Source organism: Herbaspirillum camelliae, from assembly GCF_001929405.1.
GTDB lineage: Bacteria > Pseudomonadota > Gammaproteobacteria > Burkholderiales > Burkholderiaceae_D > Herbaspirillum > Herbaspirillum seropedicae.
The window spans coordinates 3,499,997-3,521,214 of record NZ_KV880769.1 but is presented as its reverse complement, the minus strand read 5'-3'; the positions used below and the strand labels follow the sequence as shown (position 1 = coordinate 3,521,214).

Below are 21,218 nucleotides of genomic sequence, written 5' to 3'. Positions count from 1 at the left end.
CTTGCGAGGACGGGAGTATACACCAGCAGTGCCTGCGCCCTCTTCCCCTTGGATCAATAATCGGAGGGCAGCGGGTCCAGGCTGCGCCACAGATACCAGGTCGCCACGGTGCGCCACGGTTCCCAGTTCGCGGCGACTTCCCGCGCATCGCTGCGCGAGACGGGCTCGCCCGAGAAGTAGCTGATGCTGATGCCCTTGAGCAATCCCAGGTCATCCAGCGGCAGCACATTGGGGCGCAGCAGATTAAATATCAAAAACATCTCGGCTGTCCAGCGGCCAATGCCACGGATCTGGATCATCTCGGCAATGACGGCTTCGTCTTCCATCTCCGCCCATTTGTCGGGATGCACCGTCTTGGCCTTGAAATGCGCGGCCAGGTCGAGGATGTATTCGGCCTTGCGCTTGGACAGGCCGCAGCCGGCCAGCCCTTCCGGACCGGTGCGGATCACCTGGCCAGGCGTGCAGCGCGGGCAGGCTTCCAGGAAGCGCTGCCAGACCGCATTGGCGGCCTTGGTCGAGATCTGCTGGCCGATCACCGAACGCGCCAGCGTGGTGAAGGCGTCGCCGCGCACCGTCAGTTGCAGGTCCCCGAACTGCGGGATGATCTTGCGCATGATGCGGTCGCGCTTCATCAGCTCGGCCTTGGCCTCTTCCCAGTAGGCCGGCACGATCAGGCTGGGATCGACGTCGCTGGCTTTTCGGTTGGTATTCAAATCACGCTCTCCGCCATTCGGTCAGCCCGCCCGGCTTGTCTTCCAGGATGATGCCGGCCTCGGTCAGTTCGGCCCGGATGCGGTCGGCTTCGGCAAAGTTCTTGCCGGCCTTGGCGGCCTTGCGGGCAGCGATCAAGGCCTCGATTTCGGCTTCGCCCAGGCCGTCCGTGGCCGCCACGCCGCCCTTGAGGTACTCGCCGGGCTCCCGCTGCAACAGGCCGAGGATGCCGGCCAGCGCCTTGAGCTGGCGCGCCTGTGCGGGCGAACGGCTACGGTTGACCTCATTGGCCAGTTCGAACAGCACCGCGATGGCCACCGGCGTATTGAAGTCATCATTGAGCGCGTCGGCCAGGCGCAGGGCATGGGCGTCGTCGGCCACCAGACCGCCGGCTTCCGGCGGCACGTCCTTCAGGGCCGTATACAGACGGGTCAGCGCCTGGCGGGCGTCGTCCAGGTGTGCATCGGAATAATTGAGCGGGCTACGGTAGTGGGCGCGCAGGATGAAGAAGCGCAGCACTTCCGGGTCATACTTCTTGAGCACATCGCGGATGGTGAAGAAATTGCCCAGGGACTTGGACATCTTCTCATTGTCGATGCGCACGAAACCGTTGTGCATCCAGTAGTTCACGAAGGTGTGCTGGTGCGCGCCTTCGGACTGGGCGATCTCGTTTTCGTGGTGCGGGAACTGCAGGTCCTGACCGCCGCCGTGGATGTCGAAGTGGTCCCCCAGCAGGTCGCTGGACATGGCCGAGCACTCGATGTGCCAGCCCGGACGGCCACAGCCCCAGGGCGAATCCCACTTGGCCTCGTCCGGTTCCGCCGGCTTGGCCGCCTTCCAGAGCACGAAGTCCAGCGGGTCGCGCTTGCCGGTGTTGACATCGACGCGCTCGCCAGCGCGCAGGTCGTCCAGCGACTTGCCGGAGAGCTTGCCGTAGCCGGGGAAATCGCGCACCGAATAATTGACGTCGCCATCGCTGGCCTTGTAGGCCAGGCCGTTCTTTTCCAGCTTGCCGATCAGGTCCAGCATCTGCGGCACGTACCTGGTGGCGCGCGGCTCATGGTCGGGACGCTGCACGCCCAGGGCGGCGGCATCCTCGTTCATGGCATCAATGAAGCGATTGGTCAATTGGGCGATGGTCTCGCCGTTTTCCACGGCGCGCTTGATGATCTTGTCATCGATGTCGGTGATATTGCGCACATAGGTCACCTCGTAACCGGAGGCGCGCAGCCAGCGCTGCACCATGTCGAATACCACCAGCACGCGAGCATGGCCAATATGGCAATAGTCATAGACGGTCATGCCGCACACGTACAAGCGCACCTTGCCGGGTTCGATCGGAGAAAAGGTCTGCTTATCACGCGCTAGCGTGTTGTAAATCTTGAGCTCGCTCATGGGATGGGATTATGGATCTGGCGACGCCGCAGAAGGCGCCTGGTTCATGCATTGTGCGTGGGGTTCGCGCCGCGAAAGCCCGCGCGCCGAAACACCCCTGCCGGGGGATCATTGTTCTAGCAGCAGTTGCAACATGAACGGGTCACGGTCGCCAAACCTCTTTTGGTCTTACTTGTTTGATATAAAATGCCAGCTTTCTTCGAATCTCTTCGAGTATAGCATCGATAAAACCATGGCCCCAGAATCACAAGAACAGACACCCATTCATGGTTTGCGCGATCTGATCAGCAAAACTGCCCACAAGACGGCAGTGATGTCCAGCCTGGTGGCCGCCCTCTTCGCGGCGCCCGCCAGCCTCGCGCATGCCAGTGAAATGTCTGACATCAACAAGCTGATGCGGGCCGGACAGTATGCCGAAGCGCTGACCAAGACCGATGCCGTGCTGGCGAAACACCCGCGCGATGCGCAACTGCGTTTCACGAAGGGCCTGATCTTAGCAGAACAAAACCGTTCTGCCGAGGCCATCGCGGTATTCACCAAGCTGACCGAAGATTTCCCTGACCTGCCCGAACCCTACAACAACCTGGCCGTGCTGTACGCGGCCGATGGCCAGTACGACAAGGCCCGCGCGGCGCTGGACATGGCCATGCGCACCAACCCGACCTATGCCACCGCGCTGGAAAACCTGGGCGATGTCTATGCCAAGCTGGCCAGCCAGGCCTATGACAAGGCCTTGCAGATCGATCCGGGCGCCAATGTGCCGCAACCCAAGCTGACGCTGCTGCGTTCGCTCAACGGCAATACCACCGGCGGCACGGTGCCGCGCCTGGCCTCGGCAGCCGCCACCCAGCGCGATGCCAAGGCCAAGGCTGAAGCGAGCGCGGCCGAACAGCAGCAACGCGCCAAGGCCCTGGCGGCGGAAAAACTGGCCCAGCAGGCCGCTGCCGACAAGGCCGAGGCCGAGAAGAACGCCATCTCCAAGGCCACCAGCGAGAAGGAAAAGGCCGCTGCCGACAAGGCTGCAGCGGAGAAAGCCGCCGCCGAAAAGGCTGCTGCCGACAAGGCTGCCGCTGAAAAAGCCGCCGCTGACAAGGCTGCCGCCGAGAAGGCCCGTGCCGAGAAGGTGCGCGCCGAGCAACTGGCTGCCGAACAGGCGCGCGCGCAAAAGGCGGCTGCCGACAAGGCCGCCGCCGAGCAGAAGCAGAAGGAACTGCTAGCCCAGAAGGACAAGGAACAGGCCGACAAGCTGGCCCGCGAGCAGGCCGCCCGCGCCGAGAAGGAAAAGGCCGCCCAGGCTGCCGCCGAAAAGGCCAAGGCCGACAAGCTGGCCGCCGCCGAGAAGGCCAAAGCCGAGAAGCTGGCCGCAGCCGAAAAGGCCAAGGCAGACAAGGCCCGCGCCGACAAGGAAAAAGCCAAGGAACAAGCCAGCGCCGAACAGGACAAGACCGCCGTGCTGGCTGCCTTGAACGGCTGGGCCAAGGCCTGGAGCGACAAGGACGTGCGCAGCTACCTGGGTCACTACGCCAGCGACTTCGACACCCCCAAGGGCGCCTCCCGCAAGGAATGGGCCGAAGAGCGCCGCGCCCGTATCGAAGACAAGGGTCGCATCAGTGTCAAGGTCAGCAATGCCACGGTGAGCATCAATGGCAACACCGCCACCGTGCGTTATCGCCAGATATATAATTCGGATCGATTAACAGTAGACAGCCGCAAGACCCTGATCTTCGTAAAACAGGGCAATCGATGGCTGATCAAACAGGAACGATCGGGAGGGTAATTGGTGGCTAGCGCTTTGCAAGGGCGTCCCGCGCGCATGCTGGGACGCCTGCTGATCTTGTGTCTGGCGGGTCTGCCTTCGGTGGGCAGCGTCGCTTCCTCGTCTTCCATTCCGCCCCAGAGCGCCCCGGCCGGTGCGCCTGCCGCCAAGCCGGACCCGGAAGCCCTGTTGATCGACATCTACAAGGACCTGGGCGCCAACCGCCTGCGCGAAGCCCAGGCCAAGGCCGACGCCCTGGTGGCGGCCTACCCGACCTTCCGCCTGGGCCATCTGGTGCGTGGCGACCTGCTGTTGATGCATGCGCGGCCGGTGCGCAATTTCGGCGCGATGGCGGACGGCCCCGCCGACAAGCTCAAGGAATTGCGCGATGAAGCCATGGTGCGCATCCGCTCCCTGCAGGAAAAACCCGACCCCAACCTGATCCCCAAGGCCGTGCTGCAAGTGGGCGAAGACCAGAAGAACGTGCTGGTGGTCGACACCACGCGCTCGCGCATGTACGTCTATGAGAACCAGGGCGGCGAGCTGAAATTCCAGACCGACTTCTACATTTCCCAGGGCCGCTTCGGCGCCAACAAGTCCAAGTCCGGCGACCAGCGCACGCCCATTGGCGTGTACTACGTCAACAACCGCATCCCCGGCCCCAAGCTGCCTGATTTCTATGGCACGGGCGCGCTGCCCCTGTCCTACCCGAACGAATGGGACAAGCGCAATGGCCGCAGCGGCTATGGCATCTGGCTGCACGGCACGCCCTCGGACAACTTCAGCCGCCCGCCCCTGTCCTCGGACGGCTGCGTGGTGCTGGCCAACCCGGACCTGCAGAGCCTGTACTCCACCGCCGAGGTCGGCAAGACGGTGGTGGTGATCAGCCAGCATGTGCAGTTCGTGGACAAGAATGAATGGGCGCGCCAGCGCGACGCCGCCTCGGCCATCCTGGAACAATGGGGCCAGTCACTGGAAAACGCCGACCCCGAGAAGGTGTTGTCGTATTATTCCCCCGAATTCCGCTCGGCCCAGGGCGAAAGCCTGGCCACCTGGTTCGGTCGCCAGCAGAAGAGCCTGAACGGCGCGCGCTATACCAGTGTCAAACTGCGCGATGTCAGCCTGTTCCGCTACCCGGGCACACCGGAAGACATGATCGTCAGCACTTTCACCCAGGAAAGTGCGGTCGGCAAGAGCAAGAACGCGATCCGCAAGCGCCAGTACTGGGTGCGTGAAGGTTCGCAATGGAAAATCATTTACGAAGGCAACGCATGATCCTCTCCCGTCGTCACCTGCTGCGCATGGCCGCAGCATTGTCTCTGTCCGCTGCACTGGCCGCCCCGGCCCTGGCTGCTGACGCCCCGCGCGTGCTGCTCAAGACCAGCATGGGCGATATCACCGTCGAGCTGAACCCCGAAAAGGCGCCGGTCTCGGTGGAGAACTTCCTCAAGTACGTCAAGAAAGGCCAGTACAACGGCACCGTCTTCCACCGCGTCATCAATGGTTTCATGATCCAGGGCGGCGGCATGGACCAGAACCTGCGCGAAAAGCCCACCGACGCCCCGATCAAGAACGAGGCCAATAACGGTTTGAAGAACGAGGTTTATACTATCGCCATGGCGCGCACCTCGGCCCCGCATTCGGCGACCGCGCAATTCTTCATCAATGTCGCCAACAACCGCTTCCTGGACTATCCGGGCCAGGATGGTTGGGGTTACGCCGTGTTCGGCAAGGTCGTCGCCGGCACTGAGGTAGTCGACAAGATCAAGCAGGTGCGCACCGGCGCCGGCGATGTACCGACCACCCCGGTGGTGATCGAATCGGCCACCCTGGTCAAGTAAGCCAGCCGGCGCTACAGGCCTCGGCGGCATCAGAGGTATCAGAGGTATCACAAGGCGGGCCCATGTCGCCCGCCGGTTTTTTATTTCCCCTACATCAGCAAAGGATTCATCATGGCAGTTCTGCTCACCACCAACCACGGCACCATCAAGATCGAACTGGATGTGGAAAAGGCGCCCAAGACCGTTGAAAACTTCCTGGCCTACGTCAACGCCGGCCACTACGACGGCACCATCTTCCACCGCGTCATCGACGGCTTCATGATCCAGGGCGGCGGCTTCGAACCCGGCATGAAGCAGAAGGAAACCCGCGATCCGATCGAGAACGAAGCCAAGAATGGCTTGAAGAACGAGCCCTACACCCTGGCCATGGCCCGCACCGCCGCTCCGCACTCGGCCTCGGCGCAGTTCTTCATCAACGTCAAGAACAACAGCTTCCTGGACTACCCGGGCCAGGACGGCTGGGGCTACTGCGTCTTCGGCAAGGTCGTCGAAGGCACTGAAGTGGTCGACAAGATCAAGGGTGTGAAGACCACCCGTGCCGGCATGTTCGCCGACGTGCCTGCGGAAGACGTGGTGATCGAGAAGGCAGAAGTGGTCTGAGCCCGGCCTTGACCGCTGACTTCATCGACCATGACTGATTTCCAGTTCATGCAGAAAGCGCAACCGACGGTTGCGCTTTTTGTTTCCGACCTCCATTTGCAGGCCAGCCTGCCGCGCACCACGGCCGCCTTCCTGGCCTTCCTGCAGAGCCATGCGGTACAGACGCAGCAACTGTACCTGCTGGGCGACATCTTCGAATACTGGGCCGGTGACGACGACCTGGCCACCCCCTACAACCAGTTGATTGCCGACGCGCTCAAAACGCTACAGGCTCAGGGCGTGCAACTGTACTGGATGGCGGGCAACCGTGACTTTCTGGTCGGCCAGGCCTTTGCCGATGCCGCCGCACTGACGCTGCTGCCGGACCCGCACGTCATCACCGCCGCTGGTCGCACGCTGACGCTGGCCCATGGCGACGCCCAGTGTACCGATGACCATGCCTACATGGCCTTCCGCGCCCAGGTACGCCAGCCGGCCTACCAGCAACAGTTCCTGGCCATGCCGCTGGCGCAGCGCAAGGCCATCATCGAAGGCATCCGCAAGAACAGCCAGGACGCCAACCAGAGCAAGGAAATGGCGATCATGGATGTCAACGCTGGCGCCATCGACGCGCTCTTTGCGCAGACCGGCACCGATACACTGATCCACGGCCATACGCATCGCCCTGCCCTGCATCGCCTCGGTGAAGGCCACGCGCAGAAGCTGCGTTATGTCCTGCCGGATTGGGAATACGACGTGGAAACGCCGCGCGGCGGCTGGATCAGCCTGACTGCCGATGGCGCACTGCACCGGCATGATGTGAACGGCGACGAGATCGCCTGAGCGAAAGCCAAGACGAACCACGCAGCCGGTCTGATACCGGCTGCGCCCCTCCTCCTCAATCGACCAGCCGGTTCAGTTGCGCGGCGTCGAATTGTCCGGCCTCTTCCAGGCGTCGACACCCTATCCCCGCTCCCTGCAAGGCGGCCAGCATCACCTGGAGCTGCTGCTCCTGGGCCGCCACCTGGTTGATGAGCCCATGCAGGGCCTTCGACAGCGGATCGTCGCCGTTGGGCATCACGCCATAGGCCGCAAACAGCCGCGCAGCCGCCTGATCAGGCTCTGCCGAGACGATGTTGCGTTCGATGATGCGTGCCGGGTTACCCACCGCCGTCGCTCCGGCCGGCACTTCCTTGGTCACCACGGCATTGGAACCGACCTTGGCTCCATCACCGACGGAGAAGCCGCCCAACACCTTGGCGCCAGCGCCGATGATGACGCCACGGCCCAGCGTAGGATGGCGCTTGGCGCCCTTGGCCAGCGATGTGCCGCCCAGCGTCACGCCCTGGTAGATGGTGCTGTCGTCCCCCACGATGGCGGTCTCGCCGATCACCACGCCCATGCCGTGATCGATGAACACACGCCGCCCTATGGTGGCGCCTGGATGGATCTCGATGCCGGTGAGCATGCGTCCCAGCTGCGAGATGAAACGGCCCAGCCATTTCAGTTGCGCCTGCCAGCAGGCCTTGGCCCAGCGATGCAGGATCAGCGCATGCAGGCCGGGATAACAGGTCAGCACCTCCCAGCTGTTGCGTGCGGCGGGGTCACGCGCACGGATGCTGGCGATGTCTTCTCTGAGTCGGCTGAACATGATGACTTTCCTGAACGATATAAAAAGAATAAAAGGAATAAAAGGAATAAAAGAAAAGTGGAATGACAAAAAAAATCGCCGGACACACAGTCCGGCGATGCTGTCATGCGGAGATGACCGGACTTACTTGGGCAAGCGCTGGCGTCGCGCCTCGTACAGACACACACCCGACGCTACGGACACATTCAAGCTCTCGACCGAACCGAACATGGGGATGTTGACCAGCACATCGCAAGTCTCGCGGGTGAGGCGGCGCATACCCTCGCCTTCGGAGCCCATCACCAGTGCGGTGGGACCGGTGAAGTCGCCTTCGTAGAGACCCTTCTCGGCATCATCGGAGGTACCGATGATCCACACGCCGCGCTCCTTCAGGTCGCGCATGGTGCGCGCGAGGTTGGTGACTGTGATGTAGGGCACGGTATCGGACGCACCGCTGGACACCTTCATGGCCGTCGCATTCAAGCCCACGGCGCGATCCTTGGGAGCGATCACGGCATGCGCGCCGGCACCGTCGGCCACGCGCAGGCAGGCGCCCAGGTTGTGCGGATCGGTGATGCCATCGAGGATCAGCAGCAGCGGCGGGCCGACCACAGCATCCAGCAGCTCATCGAGGGTGCGCGCCAGCGACAGCGCGGCGGCCTTGGCCACCACGCCCTGGTGGCGGCGCGTGCCGACCATGGCCGCCAGGCGCTGGTCATCGGCCTGGATGATGCGCACATTGGCTTCCTTGGCCGCATGCAGCAGATCCAGCATGCGGCGGTCGCGGCGCTCGGCATCCACGTAGATCTCGTCCACCGAGGAAGCCTCGTGGCGGATGCGGGAGGTCACGGCATGGAAGCCGAAAATCATTTTGCTCTTCATAGATCCTGCTTGTGTCTTTCGTCTTGCTTGATGGGGCATCTGCCCCTGGTTCCATCAAACCCGGCCTGCGCATCACACCATCACGCCATCACGCGCGACCGGGGACATGCTCATCGCTTCTTCTTGCCCTTGGTGAAACCCTTGGACGCTGCGCGCTTGCGGTCGGCCTCACCGGGCCGCGCCGTGCTGGTGCGGGCTCCGCCAGCCTTGGCCTTGGCGCCGCCCTTGGCCTTGCTGCCAGCGGCGGCTGCCGCGGCTGCCGCAGTTGCTGGCTTGGCGGCCGCGCCCTTCTTGCCACGGGCGGCAGGCTGGCCTTCAGCCTGGACTTGCCTGCCACCACCGGACTTGCCGCGCGCGGCGTTTTCAGCACGCTTGGCTTCGTTCTTGATGAGGGTACGGATGCCCGGCTCGTTAACCAGCGCCAGGTCGATCTTGCGTGCATCCAGGTCCACGCGGCTGACCTGCACGGTGACGCGGTCGGTCAGCTGGTAGCGGATGCCGGTGCGTTCGCCGCGTAGTTCGTGGCGGGCCTCGTCGTACTGGAAGTAATCGGCGCCCAGTTCGGTGACGTGCACCAAGCCTTCGATGTAGAGCGCATCCAGTTGGACGAAGATGCCGAAGGTGGCCACGCCGGAGATGGTGCCGGTGAATTCCTCGCCCAGCTTGTCGCGGATGAAGTAGCACTTCAGCCAGGCTTCCACATCACGCGAAGCCTCGTCGGCGCGGCGTTCGTTGGCCGAGCAGTGCAGGCCCAGCGCTTCCCAGATCGCCAGCGCACTCTCGCCGCGCGGCTTCTTGCCGGCCGCCTTGTCGGTGGCACGCTGCAGCGCCTGCGCCTTGCGGGCGGCGGGCGAGATGGAGGTGTTGAGCGCAGTGCTGTCGATGCCCTTGGGTTCGTAGCGCTTACCTTGCAGCACGGCCTTGATGGCACGGTGCGTCAAGAGGTCGGGATAACGGCGGATCGGGCTGGTGAAGTGCGCGTAGGACTCGTAGGACAGGCCGAAGTGGCCGATGTTGTCAGGGCTGTAGACCGCCTGCTGCATGGAGCGCAGCAGCATGGTCTGGATCAGCACCGCATCCGGACGGGCCTTGACCTTGGGCATCAGCTCGGCATAGTCGGAGGCGCTGGGGGTGTCGCCACCGCCGAGCGTGAGGCCGACTTGCTTGAGGAAGGTACGCAAGGTCGTCAGCTTTTCCTTGGTCGGACCGGCGTGGATGCGATAGAGCGCCGGATGATCGTGGCGCTTGAGCAGGTCGGCCGCGCAGACGTTGGCGGCCAGCATGCATTCCTCGATCAGCCGGTGCGCATCGTTGCGGGTGCGCGGCAGGATCTTCTCGATCTTGCCGGCGGCGTTGCAGACGATGTAGGTCTCGGTGGTCTCGAAGTCGATGGCGCCGCGCGCCTGGCGCGCCGTCAAGAGCGCCTGGAACACTTCGTAGAGGTGCGTCAGGTGCGACACCAGGCCGATGCGGCGCGCCGCCTCCGGACCCTTGGTATTGGCCAGGATGGAGGCCACTTCGGTATAGGTCAGGCGGGCTGCCGAGTGGATCACGGCGGGATAGAACTGGTAGGCCTTGATCTCGCCCTTGGCAGTGATGACGGCGTCGCACACCAGGGTCAGGCGGTCCACGTCCGGGTTCAGCGAGCACAGGCCGTTGGAGAGCTTTTCCGGCAGCATCGGGATGACCCGGCGCGGGAAGTAGACCGAGGTGCTGCGCTCCAGCGCATCCACATCCAGCGCGTCGTTGGGCTTGACGTAGTGGCTCACGTCGGCAATGGCGACGATCAGGCGATAACCCTTGGTGCGGCCGATCTTGACCGGTTCGCAGTAGACCGCATCGTCGAAGTCGCGGGCGTCCTCGCCATCGATGGTGACCATCGGCACGTCACGCAGGTCGACACGATCCTTCAGGTCCGCCGCCTTGACTTCGCTGGGCAGCTTGGCCGAGAGCTTCTTGGCGGCTTCGGAGAATTCATGCGGCACGCCGTACTTGCGCACGGCGATTTCGATTTCCATGCCGGGGTCGTCGATGTCGCCGAGGATCTCGACGATCTTGCCGACCGGCTGCGTGTAGCGCGAGGGATGCTCGGTCAGCTCCACGCTGACCACCTGCCCCGCCTTGGCCTTGCCCGGGGGGCCGGCCAGCAGCACGTCGTGGCCGATGCGCTTGTCTTCCGGAGCGACGATCCAGACACCGTTTTCATTGAGCAGGCGGCCGATCACGTGGGTGTTGGCGCGCTCCACGACTTCGACGATGGTGCCTTCCGGACGGCCACGGCGGTCGGTGCCGACGATGCGCGCCTGGACGCGGTCGCCGTGCATGACCTTCTGCATTTCCTTCTCCGGCAGGAACAGGTCATCGCTGCCGTCATCGGGCAGCAGGAACCCGAAACCATCGCGATGGCTGGAGACACGGCCCAGGATGAAGTCGGGCGAATGGGTCAGTTTGTAGTGACCTGCGCGATCCGGCTTGATCTGGCCGTCACGCTCCATGGCGTTGAGGCGGCGCGTCAGGCCATCCATTTCTTCAGGCTTGACGCCGAGCGCGGCTGCCAGGGCGGCAGCGTTTTGCGCGCCGGACGAAGTGCGCAGGATGCCGAGGATTTCTTCCCGGCTGGGAATGGAATAGGGAAATTGGCTCAAAAGTTTCGTTTCGCGCAATTGTTAACAATGCCGGGACAGGAAAACAACGGTGTATCAAGCGCCCCGGCGGGTGGATGTGCCTAGTGTAACGGAGTTGCGGCCATTTACCTAACCGCAATAATAGGTGTTGAAGGGCTTGGAGCATCGTATTGCAACGAAAAATCCTTCACTGCAGCAAAAAAGCTGTTGACAGTTCTCGCAGACCGTCTATAATCACGTTCTTCGCTTTACAGCGCAGCCCACGTGGCGGAATTGGTAGACGCGCATGGTTCAGGTCCATGTGCCGCGAGGTGTGGGGGTTCGAGTCCCTCCGTGGGCACCAAACAAAAAAGGTCGATTGATGAAAATCAATCGACCTTTTGCGTTTTGGGACCACAACACACCCTCCTCCCGTTCGGACTGAGTAGCTGCGCCATGCGCAGCGTATCGAAGGCGCAAGGACGAATCACCATCCCATGCGCGCCTTCGATACGCGCCTGCGGCGCTACTCAGTCCGAACGGGCGGGATATCGTAGATCCGCCTTCCCTGCGCCCCAGCACCACCACCACCTGCACGCATCCTGTGTCAAAGCTGGGTCACCGCCCTCCCATCCGGGCCGATGCACTTCAAATCTCTTATCATCTGTGGCGACAGGGCTGCCCAGCAGCCATCCCGGATGCTATCCATCCCATCCTCCTCCACCGTTCATCATCATCGCAATGCCCCAATTCGACAGATCCCTGGTCTGGTTCCGCCGTGACCTGCGCATGACCGACCACGCTGCGCTCTACTACGCGCTTTCGCAGAGCCGGCAAGTGTGGTGCGTGTTCGTCTTCGACACCGACATCCTCGCTGCCCTCAAGGCCGAGGGCGTCACGCAGGATCGCCGCATCGATTTCCTGCTGGCCAGCGTGGTCGAGCTCGATGAAGCCCTGCGCCACGCCGGCGGCGGACTGATCGTGCTGCACGGGTCGGCCGTCACGCAGATCCCGGCGCTAGCCGCCGAGCTGGACGTGCAAGCGGTTTATACCAACACCGACTACGAACCCGCTGCCGTGGAACGCGATGCGACAGTGGCCCAGACCCTGGCCAAGAAGGGCGCACAATTGTTGAGCTACAAGGACCAGGTGATCTTCGAGAAGGATGAAGTGCTGACGCAATCGGCCAAACCCTTCTCGGTCTTCACGCCCTACAAGAATGCCTGGATGAGCAAGCTGGCCGCAGCCGACGGCGACTTCTTCCTCAAGCCCTATCCGGTCGAGAAGTACCTCAAGGCCCTCGCCACCCCACCCGGCAAGACCGGACACAACCTGCCGTCGCATCAGCAACTGGGCTTTGCGCCCAGCAATCTGCAGGAACTGAAGATTCCCACCGGCATGTCGGGCGCACAAAGCCTGCTGGACGAATTCCTCGGCCGCATCGGCAGCTATGGTACGGCGCGCGACTTCCCGGCAGTGAAGGGACCGTCCTACCTGTCGGTGCATCTGCGCTTTGGCACCATTTCCATCCGCACCCTGGCGCGGGCGGCCATGCAGGCCATGCATGCCGGACAAGGACCGGCGGGCGCGGCGGTGTGGCTATCGGAACTGACCTGGCGCGATTTCTATTTCATGATCCTGCACCACCACCCCCGCGTCACCCGCCGCGCCTTCAAGCCCGAATACGACGCCATCCAGTGGGAGCAAGGCCCGCAGGCCGAAGCACTCTTTGCCGCCTGGTGCGAGGGCCGCACCGGCTATCCGCTGGTCGATGCCGCCATGGCCCAGATCAACCAGAGCGGCTACATGCACAACCGCCTGCGCATGGTGGTGGCCAGCTTCCTGACCAAGGACCTGGGCATCGACTGGCGCTGGGGCGAGCGCTATTTTGCGCGTCACCTCAATGACTTCGACCTCGCCGCCAACAACGGCGGCTGGCAATGGGCCTCATCCTCGGGCTGCGACGCCCAGCCCTACTTCCGCATCTTCAATCCGGTGACGCAGTCCGAGAAATTCGACCCCGATGGCAAGTTCATCCGACGCTATCTGCCGCAACTGGCCAAGCTCCCCAACAAGCGCATCCATGCCCCGTGGACGGCTACACCAGATGAACGCATGGATGCCGGGGTGGTGCTGGGACAGAACTATCCCCGCCCTATCGTCGATCATGCGCAGGCGCGTGAGCGCACGCTGGAGCGCTATGCCGTCATCAAGAAAGCCGGGCAGCCGGAATAATCTCCATGCGCAAAAAAGGGACCGCATGTGGTCCCTTTGGTTTTATCGCGCCAAGCCTAGGGTTCATTCCGACATCACCGGCTCGACCTTCTTGTCCTGATCGAAGCGGATAGGCGGCACCCGGCGCACCATCCACAGCCCCACCAGCGCGGCGACGATGGCAATCGCAATACCCATGTGGATGGCTCCCACCAAGGCCTCGCGGGCCGCCTCCAGCAAGGCCGAACCATCATGGCCGGCTTGCATCAGCTGGGCCAGCAGCACCGACTGGATGTCGTGGTTGACCAGCACTTCAGGGTCACTGAAGTCCTTGAGCCATTGCGCGGCATGATCGCCCTCCAGCGCCTTCTCGACGCCCGCCCCATACATCTGGCTCACCAGCGTACCGGTGATGGCCGTCCCCAGCATCCCGCCTATCATGCGCAGCGATTGCAGCAAGGCCGTCGCAATGCCCAGGTGCTCGCGCGCGGCGGCCTGCTGGGCGAACACGGTCAGGTTGGGCAGGACCAGCCCCAGCCCGAACCCGCCGGCCAGCATCACCGCCAGCAGGAAGCCCTTGCCCGTGACGCGGTCGCACAGCACGATGCCCAGGCAGGACGCGGCGATCAGGGCAAAGCCCAGATTCATCATCAGGTTGGGATTGGGAATACGGGTGATGATGCGTCCGTTGACGATGCTGGCCACGGTGATACAGGCCACCAGGGGCGTGATCAGCAGCCCGGCCTCGCGCGGACTCAGGCCGAACCCGCCCTGGAACAGCAGCGGCGCATACATGAGCATCGAGAACATGGCAAAGCCGGCCAGCACCGACAGCAGGAACAGGCTGGCCAGCGCACGGTCACGCAGCATCTCGAAGGGCAGGATAGGCTGGGCGGCGCGCTGCTCCCATTTCCACAAGGCGTAGAAAGCCGCCACCGACACCGCCAGCAAGACCAGCATGCCGCTGGTGACGCCACGTTTGGGCAAGAGCTCCACCAGCAGTTGCAGGCTGCCCAGCGACAGCGAGATCAAGAGCGCGCCGGGCCAGTCCAGCCGCATCTTGCCGACATGCTGCATATGGCGGATATGCGGCACGAAACGCCACACGAAGAACAACGAAATCACGCCGATGGGCAGGTTGCAATAGAACACCCAGCGCCAGCCCAGGCCCTGGGTCAGGAAGCCGCCCAGCGAGGGACCCACCGCCGTGGCAATGCCAAAGGACACCGAGAGGATGATCTGCCAGCGCAACCGCACCCGGGGATCGGGAAACAGGTCGGCCACCGAGGCAAAACAGGTGCCCACCAGCATGCCCCCGCCAATGCCCTGCAAGCCGCGCGCCAGCACCAGGAACAACATGCTGTTGGCCATGCCGCACAAGGCGGAGGCGCCGACAAAGACGATGATGGAGGCGATCACGAAAGGCTTGCGACCGAAGTAGTCGCCCAGCCGCCCGAAGATGGGCACGGTGATGACCGAGGTCAGCAGGTAGGCTGTGGCGACCCAGGCGTAGAGCTCGAAGCCCTTGAGCTCGGCCACGATGGTGGGAAGCGCGGTGCCTACGATGGTCTGGTCCAGCGCCACCAGCATGATGACGAAGCAAATGCCCAGCGTGGCCAGCAAGGATTCGCGAAACGGCAGGACTTGGCCGCTGGAATGGGCGGCGTCGGTATGGAGGGCCATGTTGCGGGGAAGCTAATCCGGAAAGTCGCGCAAGGCGCAATCCGCCATTCTAGCGCTGCGCCGGACAGCTTGCCGGCGTGCTCACAGCAGCAGTTCGTAGCGCTGCTCCTTGAGCTTCAGGCTCCAATGCGAGCCGATGCGCTCGGCAGAGCAGCGCATCGCCCACGCCGCGCCGGCGCAGTTGCCCAGAGGTGATGAATCAGCACAGCCATGTCGCAAGACATGGCGGCCGGCGCCAGACTCAGTCGCCCGCGATGGTCATGCTTTCCAGCAGGATGGAACCGGTTTTCTTGGTGCCGCGGATGAGCGTGTCGTTGCCCACGGCCACGATCTGGCGCAGCATGTCCTTCATGTTACCGGCAATGGTGATCTCTTCCACCGGATACTGGATCACGCCATTCTCGACCCAGTAACCGGAAGCGCCGCGCGAATAGTCACCGGTGACGTAGTTCACGCCCTGGCCCATCAGCTCGGTCACCAGCAAACCGGTGCCCATCTTCTTCAACATGCCCTTGAAGGTATCGGCGCGAGTGGTCAGCGCCGAACGCAGCGTGAGGTTGTGCGAACCGCCCGAATTGCCGGTGGTCTGCATGCCCAGCTTGCGGGCCGAATAGGTGGACAGGAAATAACCCTGCACCACGCCATTGCGCACCACTTCGCGCTTGAGGGTACGCACGCCCTCTTCATCGAAGGGGGCCGAGCCGACGCCACCGATGACGTGCGGATCTTCCAGGATCTGGATGTGCTCCGGAAACACCTGCTGGCCCAGGGAGTCCAGCAGGAAAGTCGATTTACGGTACAGCGCACCACCCGAGACGGCCTGCACGAATGCCCCCAGGAGACCCGCGGCCAGCGGCGCCTCGAACAGCACCGGGCACTTGCGGGTGCTCAGCTTGCGGGCGTTCAGGCGCGCCAGCGCGCGCTCGGCGGCATAGCGGCCGATGGCTTCGGGCTGGGCCAGTTTCTTCGGATCGCGCTTGGAGGAATACCAGTCGTCGCGCTGCATGCTCCCGCCCTTGCCGGCGATCGGTGCCACCGAGATGGTGTGGCGCGAGAATGGATAGCCACCCATGAAACCACGGCTGTTGGCTGCGATGAAATGCGAGTGTTGCACGTAGACACCAGCGCCTTCGCTGTTGCTGATGCGGGGATCCGTCTCCAGCGCAGCGGTTTCGCAGCGTTGGGCCAGCGCCACAGCTTCTTCAGCGGAAATATTCCACGGCGAAAACAATTTCAGGTCGCGCGGCGACATTTCCAGCATGTCGGCATCAGGCAGGCCGGCGCAGTCATCGATGGAGGTGAAGCGGGCAATGTTGTAGGCGGCCTCGACCGTTTCCTTCAGGGCCTGCTGCGAGAAATCCGAGGTGCTGGCGTTGCCGCGCCGCACCTGGCGGCCTTCTCCGAGGAACACGGTCACGCCGATGCCCTTGTCCTTGTTCTGCTCGATGGTCTCGATCTTGCCCTTGCGCACCGCTACCGAGAGGCCACTGCCTTCGCTGATGTCGACGGCGGCGTCCGAGGCGCCCTTGTCACGGGCATAACGCAGGACATCCTGCGCCAACTGCTTCAACTGGTCCTGACTGTGCGTGAATGGGGTATCGCTCATGAGCCTGTTTTCTCTGAAATCCGGGTAAAGCGGTTATCATAGCAGCCGTTAAGCTTTATTTCTCGAAGTCACGATATGCCCAATGCCAACCGCGGCGCTGTCGGATTCCAGTCCAGCGAATTCGAACAGGAATACGACCGCCCCTCCAAGTCCCAGCTCAAGCGCGAGATGGATGCCCTGCAAAAGCTGGGCGAATCCCTGGTCAACGAACCGCGCGACCGCGTCAAGCGCGTGCCCATGCCCGAGGATGTGCGCGACGCCATCCTTGAATGCCAGCAGATCAAGGATCACGAAGGCCGTCGCCGCCAGATGCAGTACGTGGGCAAGAAGATGCGCACGCTGGAACCCGACGAACTGGCCATCATCCAGAAGACCATCGACAGCTGGCACGGCGCCTCCAAGGCCGAAACCGCCGCCATGCACGCGCTGGAACGCCGCCGCGAAAAGCTGCTGGCCGACGACCAGGCGCTGACCGAACTGCTGAACCGCCACCCCGAGGTGGACGTGCAGCACATGCGCACCCTGATCCGCAATGCCCGCAAGGAGCAGGCGGAAAACAAGCCGCCCAAGGCCTACCGCGAGATCTTCCAGATCCTCAAGCAGCTGCAGACCCAGGCCGCGCTGGCCAAGGGCGAAGCCGCCGAGCAGGCCGATGACGAGCAGGACGGCGATGGGCGCTGAAGCAGTTCAGCGTGAGGTGCTGCGGGTGGGGCTGGTGTCGATCTCGGACCGCGCCTCTGGTGGCGTCTATCAGGACCAGGGCATCCCGGCCCTGAAAGAATGGCTGGGCCGTGCGCTTCGCAGCGCCTTCGAGGTCCAGACCCGCCTCATCCCCGACGAACGCGCCCAGATCGAGCAAACCATCGTCGAACTGGTCGATCTGGCCCGTTGCGACCTGGTACTGACCACCGGCGGCACCGGCCCCTCGCGGCGCGACGTCACGCCCGAAGCCACGCTGGCCATCGGCACCAAGGAAATGCCGGGCTTTGGCGAGCAGATGCGCCAGATCAGCCTGCAGTTCGTTCCCACGGCCATCCTCTCGCGCCAGGTCGCGGTGATCCGCGAAACGGCCGACCATGCCGCGCTGGTGCTGAACCTGCCCGGCCAGCCCAAGTCCATCCGCGAAACCCTGGAAGGCTTGAAGGATGAAGACGGCAAGACCCGCGTAGCCGGTATCTTCGCCGCCATCCCCTACTGCATCGACCTCATCGGCGGGCCCTACATCGAGACCGATGACGCGGTCTGCAAGGCCTTCCGCCCCAAGTCGGCAATCCGCCCGACCAGCCCGGCCGGCAAGTAAGCCCGGCCAGTCCTAGTTGGGGCATCTGCCCTCGTCTGGCCCGCCGCACAGCGTGGCCGCATTGAGCAAGTCCAGGAACTGCTGCAGTCGCTCCGGACTGATCCGGTAGGCAAACTGCTTCAGTTCATTCTCGGTGGACGGACGCCAGCTGAACTGCACTACGAACAGACGCTCCTTGCCCTCGAAGACGGCCATCACCGAGCCTTCGCCATAGGGCGCGCTGGGTCCCAGCCGGTCGCAGAAACCACCGCTCACGGAAGTCGGAATATTGTTGGTCAGGCTGTCCTTCTGCCCCATCGGCACGAAACGGCCAGGACACTTGCGCTGTGCGATCTGCATCACTTCCGAGATCGCCACCTGCGGCATGGTCAGGTTGCGGGCGCGGATGTTGTCCCGCAGGGCGGCTTCCGGAAAGGTGCGGCGCTGCACGCTCATGTAGCCTTCGCGCCAGGAATCGTGGGCCTCGTTCTGCGGCAGGAAATCGACCACATAATCTCCCTCCGGATCGCCATCCATATAGGCCAGCCGCCAGCCGGCGGGCGGCGCGATCATCAGGTTCTCGCCGGTGGGCTGGAACAGCCGACCCTCGGCCTCGGCCTGCGCCAAGGGCGGCGGCAAGACCAGCAACAGGCTCAGGGCGCCGGCCAGCAGTCCGGAAAATCGTTTGCACTTCATCAAGGCTCCTTGTGACCGATCGCAGCAGGACGGCCGCGTTCATCGTATGATGTGAGCCCATCACCCAGGCGCACATCCTTGGACAAAACCGTATTGTGCGCCCGGGCAGCGAGACAGACAAATCGCCCCCCAACCGCACAGGAATCAGGAACCGCACGCCCATGGCCGCACAACTCGACACCATCCAGATCGATACCGCTCCCAACCCCACCGCCTCCGTCATCTGGCTGCACGGCCTGGGAGCCGATGGCTCGGACTTCGTGCCCATCGTGCGCGAGCTGGACCTCTCGGCCTGTCCGCCGATCCGCTTCATCTTCCCGACCGCACCGACCATGCCGGTGACCATCAACGGCGGCTATGTGATGCGCGCCTGGTACGACATCTTCGCCCCCGACCTGGTGCGCCGCGAGGATGAACCCGGCCTGCGCGCCTCGCAGGCCGCCATCGAAGCCCTGATCGCGCAGGAAAAGGCGCGCGGCGTCCCGGCCAACCGGATTGTGCTGGCCGGCTTCTCGCAAGGTTGCGCCATGACCCTGCAAACCGGCCTGCGCCATCCGGAACGCCTGGCGGGCCTGATGTGCCTGTCCGGCTACCTGCCGCTGGCCGCCACCATCGAGGCCGAACGCCACGCCGCCAACCACGACACGCCCATCTTCATGGCCCATGGCACCATGGACCCGGTGGTGGTGCTGGAGCGCGCCGTGCAGTCGCGTGAATTGCTCACGCAACTGGGCCATCCGGTCGAGTGGCATGACTATCCGATGCAGCACTCGGTGTGTGGCGAAGAAGTCGAGGATATCGGCGCATGGCTGACGCGCGTGCTGGCGTAAAGATGGATGGGCGAGAGAGGTGCAAGCCATTCCTTCGCGCCCCGCCGCCCGTTCGTCCTGAGTAGGCCCGCAGGGCCGTATCGAAGGCGTGCAGGCAGCAGCACCTTCGATACGCGGCTACCGCCGCTACTCAGGACGAACGGTTAGCAGGTACACAAAAGGCAAAAACGCAAAAGGCCCCTGGACACATGCATGCGTCCAGGGGCCTTTCTGCGTTCGAAGCAACGCGCCCTGCGCGACTTCACGCGCAGGGCAAGCGGAGGCAATTACTTCAGGCGGAACTTCAGCTCTTCACCCGCCTGGCGCATCGCCGTCTGCACCGCCGGCACCTTGGCCAGCACGTTCAACAGGCCAAAGTCGTGGATCATGCCGTTGTAGCGCACGCTGGTCACGGCCACGCCGGCAGCAGCCAGCTTGCGGCCATACTCTTCGCCCTCGTCACGCAGCACGTCCTTTTCGGCGGTCTGGATCAGGGTCGGCGGCAGGCCGGACAGTTGCGCCGGGGTCGCGTTCAAGGGCGAGGCGGTGATTTCCTTGCGCTTGGCGGCGTCGGTGGTGTAGCTGTCCCAGAACCACTTCATCATGTTCTTGGTCAGGAAGTAGCCATTGGCGAACTGGTTGTAGGATGCGGTCTCGAAGTTGGCATCGGTCACCGGCCACAGCAGCACTTCCGAGCGCAGCGCCGGGCCGCCCTTGTCCTTGGCCATCAGAGCCACCACGGCCGCCATGTTGCCGCCCACGCTGTTGCCGGCCACGGCCAGGCGCTGGCCATCGACGTGGATCTCCTTGCCATGTTCGGCCACCCACTTGGTCGCGGCATAGGCCTGGTTGATCGCCACGCCATAACCCGCTTCAGGCGAAGGCGTGTAGTTCACGAACACCGCCACTGCGCCCGAGTTGGCCACCAGGTCGCGCACCAGGCGCTCGTGGGTGGGGAAGTCGCCCAGCACCCAGCCGCCGCCGTGGAAGAACATGAAGGCCGGCAGCGTCTTCTTGCCCGAACCGGCCGGACGCACGATGGTCAGCTTGATCTGCTGGCCGTCGGCGCTGATGGTCTTCTCGGAGACGTCGGCCTTGGGCAGTTGCAGCTTCACGCTGGCTTGCGCCCCCACCAGCACGGCGCGGGCGTCGGCCGGCGAAAGCTGTTCCAGGGGCTTGCCGCCGCCGGCTTCGAGGGCCTGCAGGAAAGCCTGGGTGGTGGGTTCCACGCCGGCGTCGCCAGCGGCGTAGGCATTACCGAATACCAGGCCGATGGCGGCGACGGCGGCGAGTTGCTTGAACGATGTCATGATCTTCTTCCTTTATCAAATATCAATCGGTGCGTACACCGGGAAACTGCAACGAGGGGACTGCGTTGGGCTACGACAAAAACGGCGCTTCAATTAAAGAACTATTAAATAGCAAACTACTTATATGGCGCTATTGGCTCTCGGTATAACTGCCCTCTTCCGGACCTGTCGGAAGGAAAGAATGAACCTGCACATCAACCTGCGTACTACTTACTGAATGCGTA

At 63.5% G+C, this 21,218-nt stretch carries 18 protein-coding genes and 1 tRNA gene; 10 read left to right on the top strand and 9 right to left on the bottom strand.

Annotated features, from left to right (window positions below):
- Window positions 1–53: 53 nt before the first annotated feature.
- Together BGK68_RS15645 and cysS are read right to left on the bottom strand one after the other, a co-directional pair.
- Entirely contained in the window at window positions 54–713 is a 660-nt protein-coding gene (locus BGK68_RS15645; protein ID WP_013233873.1) for a DNA-3-methyladenine glycosylase family protein, read from the bottom strand.
- Between the two features lies 1 nt (window position 714).
- Complete coding sequence (gene cysS, locus BGK68_RS15640; RefSeq protein WP_075257859.1) at window positions 715–2,106, bottom strand: cysteine--tRNA ligase; 1,392 nt, start codon at window positions 2,104–2,106, stop codon at window positions 715–717.
- A gap of 232 nt (window positions 2,107–2,338) precedes the next feature.
- Here cysS and BGK68_RS15635 point away from each other — a divergent pair, with 232 nt between their 5' ends.
- The 5 genes from BGK68_RS15635 to BGK68_RS15615 all read left to right on the top strand — a co-directional run bounded on the left by BGK68_RS15635 (window position 2,339) and on the right by BGK68_RS15615 (window position 7,125).
- A complete protein-coding gene (locus tag BGK68_RS15635; protein WP_075257858.1) occupies window positions 2,339–3,883 on the top strand; it encodes a nuclear transport factor 2 family protein in 1,545 nt (514 codons plus the stop codon).
- 36 nt (window positions 3,884–3,919) lie between these two features.
- Window positions 3,920–5,137, top strand: coding sequence for a L,D-transpeptidase family protein (locus BGK68_RS15630; protein WP_143433208.1), 1,218 nt, complete (start codon window positions 3,920–3,922; stop codon window positions 5,135–5,137).
- Entirely contained in the window at window positions 5,134–5,703 is a 570-nt protein-coding gene (locus BGK68_RS15625; protein WP_075257856.1) for a peptidylprolyl isomerase, read from the top strand. The genes BGK68_RS15630 and BGK68_RS15625 overlap by 4 nt, the downstream gene beginning before the upstream one ends.
- A 111-nt stretch (window positions 5,704–5,814) precedes the next feature.
- On the top strand, window positions 5,815–6,303 hold the full coding sequence (locus BGK68_RS15620; RefSeq protein ID WP_075257855.1) for a peptidylprolyl isomerase: 489 nt from the start codon (window positions 5,815–5,817) through the stop codon (window positions 6,301–6,303).
- Window positions 6,304–6,333: 30 nt separating this feature from the next.
- Window positions 6,334–7,125: a UDP-2,3-diacylglucosamine diphosphatase gene (locus tag BGK68_RS15615; protein ID WP_075257854.1), complete on the top strand. Its 792-nt coding sequence runs from the start codon at window positions 6,334–6,336 to the stop codon at window positions 7,123–7,125.
- A gap of 55 nt (window positions 7,126–7,180) precedes the next feature.
- Here the strand turns inward: BGK68_RS15615 and cysE are convergent, their stop codons facing one another.
- The 3 genes from cysE to rnr all read right to left on the bottom strand — a co-directional run bounded on the left by cysE (window position 7,181) and on the right by rnr (window position 11,439).
- On the bottom strand, window positions 7,181–7,933 hold the full coding sequence (gene cysE / locus BGK68_RS15610; protein ID WP_075257853.1) for a serine O-acetyltransferase: 753 nt from the start codon (window positions 7,931–7,933) through the stop codon (window positions 7,181–7,183).
- Window positions 7,934–8,056: 123 nt separating this feature from the next.
- Window positions 8,057–8,794 carry a 23S rRNA (guanosine(2251)-2'-O)-methyltransferase RlmB gene (gene rlmB / locus BGK68_RS15605; protein ID WP_013233865.1) on the bottom strand — a complete coding sequence of 246 codons (738 nt, stop codon included), beginning with the start codon at window positions 8,792–8,794 and terminating at the stop codon, window positions 8,057–8,059.
- 110 nt (window positions 8,795–8,904) lie between these two features.
- Entirely contained in the window at window positions 8,905–11,439 is a 2,535-nt protein-coding gene (gene rnr / locus BGK68_RS15600; protein ID WP_075257852.1) for a ribonuclease R, read from the bottom strand.
- Window positions 11,440–11,676: 237 nt separating this feature from the next.
- Here rnr and BGK68_RS15595 point away from each other — a divergent pair.
- Together BGK68_RS15595 and BGK68_RS15590 are read left to right on the top strand one after the other, a co-directional pair.
- A tRNA-Leu gene (locus tag BGK68_RS15595) sits at window positions 11,677–11,761 on the top strand.
- Between the two features lie 377 nt (window positions 11,762–12,138).
- A complete protein-coding gene (locus BGK68_RS15590; RefSeq protein WP_075257851.1) occupies window positions 12,139–13,632 on the top strand; it encodes a cryptochrome/photolyase family protein in 1,494 nt (497 codons plus the stop codon).
- 63 nt (window positions 13,633–13,695) lie between these two features.
- Here BGK68_RS15590 and BGK68_RS15585 read toward each other — a convergent pair whose 3' ends face one another.
- The gene (locus tag BGK68_RS15585; protein ID WP_075257850.1) at window positions 13,696–15,294 is read right to left on the bottom strand and encodes an MDR family MFS transporter; all 1,599 of its coding nucleotides are present in this window, start codon (window positions 15,292–15,294) and stop codon (window positions 13,696–13,698) included.
- Between the two features lie 241 nt (window positions 15,295–15,535).
- The gene (gene pmbA, locus BGK68_RS15575) at window positions 15,536–16,900 is read right to left on the bottom strand and encodes a metalloprotease PmbA (RefSeq protein ID WP_075257848.1); all 1,365 of its coding nucleotides are present in this window, start codon (window positions 16,898–16,900) and stop codon (window positions 15,536–15,538) included.
- 75 nt (window positions 16,901–16,975) lie between these two features.
- On the opposite strand from pmbA, the gene yjgA reads away from it, so the two are divergent.
- Window positions 16,976–17,581: a ribosome biogenesis factor YjgA gene (gene yjgA, locus BGK68_RS15570; protein WP_075257847.1), complete on the top strand. Its 606-nt coding sequence runs from the start codon at window positions 16,976–16,978 to the stop codon at window positions 17,579–17,581.
- Window positions 17,571–18,200 carry a molybdopterin adenylyltransferase gene (gene mog / locus BGK68_RS15565; RefSeq protein ID WP_075257846.1) on the top strand — a complete coding sequence of 210 codons (630 nt, stop codon included), beginning with the start codon at window positions 17,571–17,573 and terminating at the stop codon, window positions 18,198–18,200. The genes yjgA and mog overlap by 11 nt, the downstream gene beginning before the upstream one ends.
- A 12-nt stretch (window positions 18,201–18,212) precedes the next feature.
- On the opposite strand, the gene BGK68_RS15560 is transcribed toward mog, so the two are convergent.
- Window positions 18,213–18,875: a hypothetical protein gene (locus BGK68_RS15560; RefSeq protein WP_075257845.1), complete on the bottom strand. Its 663-nt coding sequence runs from the start codon at window positions 18,873–18,875 to the stop codon at window positions 18,213–18,215.
- Window positions 18,876–19,036: 161 nt separating this feature from the next.
- Between BGK68_RS15560 and BGK68_RS15555 the strand changes: the two genes are divergently transcribed.
- Window positions 19,037–19,705: an alpha/beta hydrolase gene (locus BGK68_RS15555; RefSeq protein ID WP_075257844.1), complete on the top strand. Its 669-nt coding sequence runs from the start codon at window positions 19,037–19,039 to the stop codon at window positions 19,703–19,705.
- Between the two features lie 266 nt (window positions 19,706–19,971).
- Here the strand turns inward: BGK68_RS15555 and BGK68_RS15550 are convergent, their stop codons facing one another.
- Window positions 19,972–20,994: an alpha/beta hydrolase gene (locus BGK68_RS15550; protein ID WP_075257843.1), complete on the bottom strand. Its 1,023-nt coding sequence runs from the start codon at window positions 20,992–20,994 to the stop codon at window positions 19,972–19,974.
- Between the last annotated feature and the right edge of the window lie 224 nt (window positions 20,995–21,218).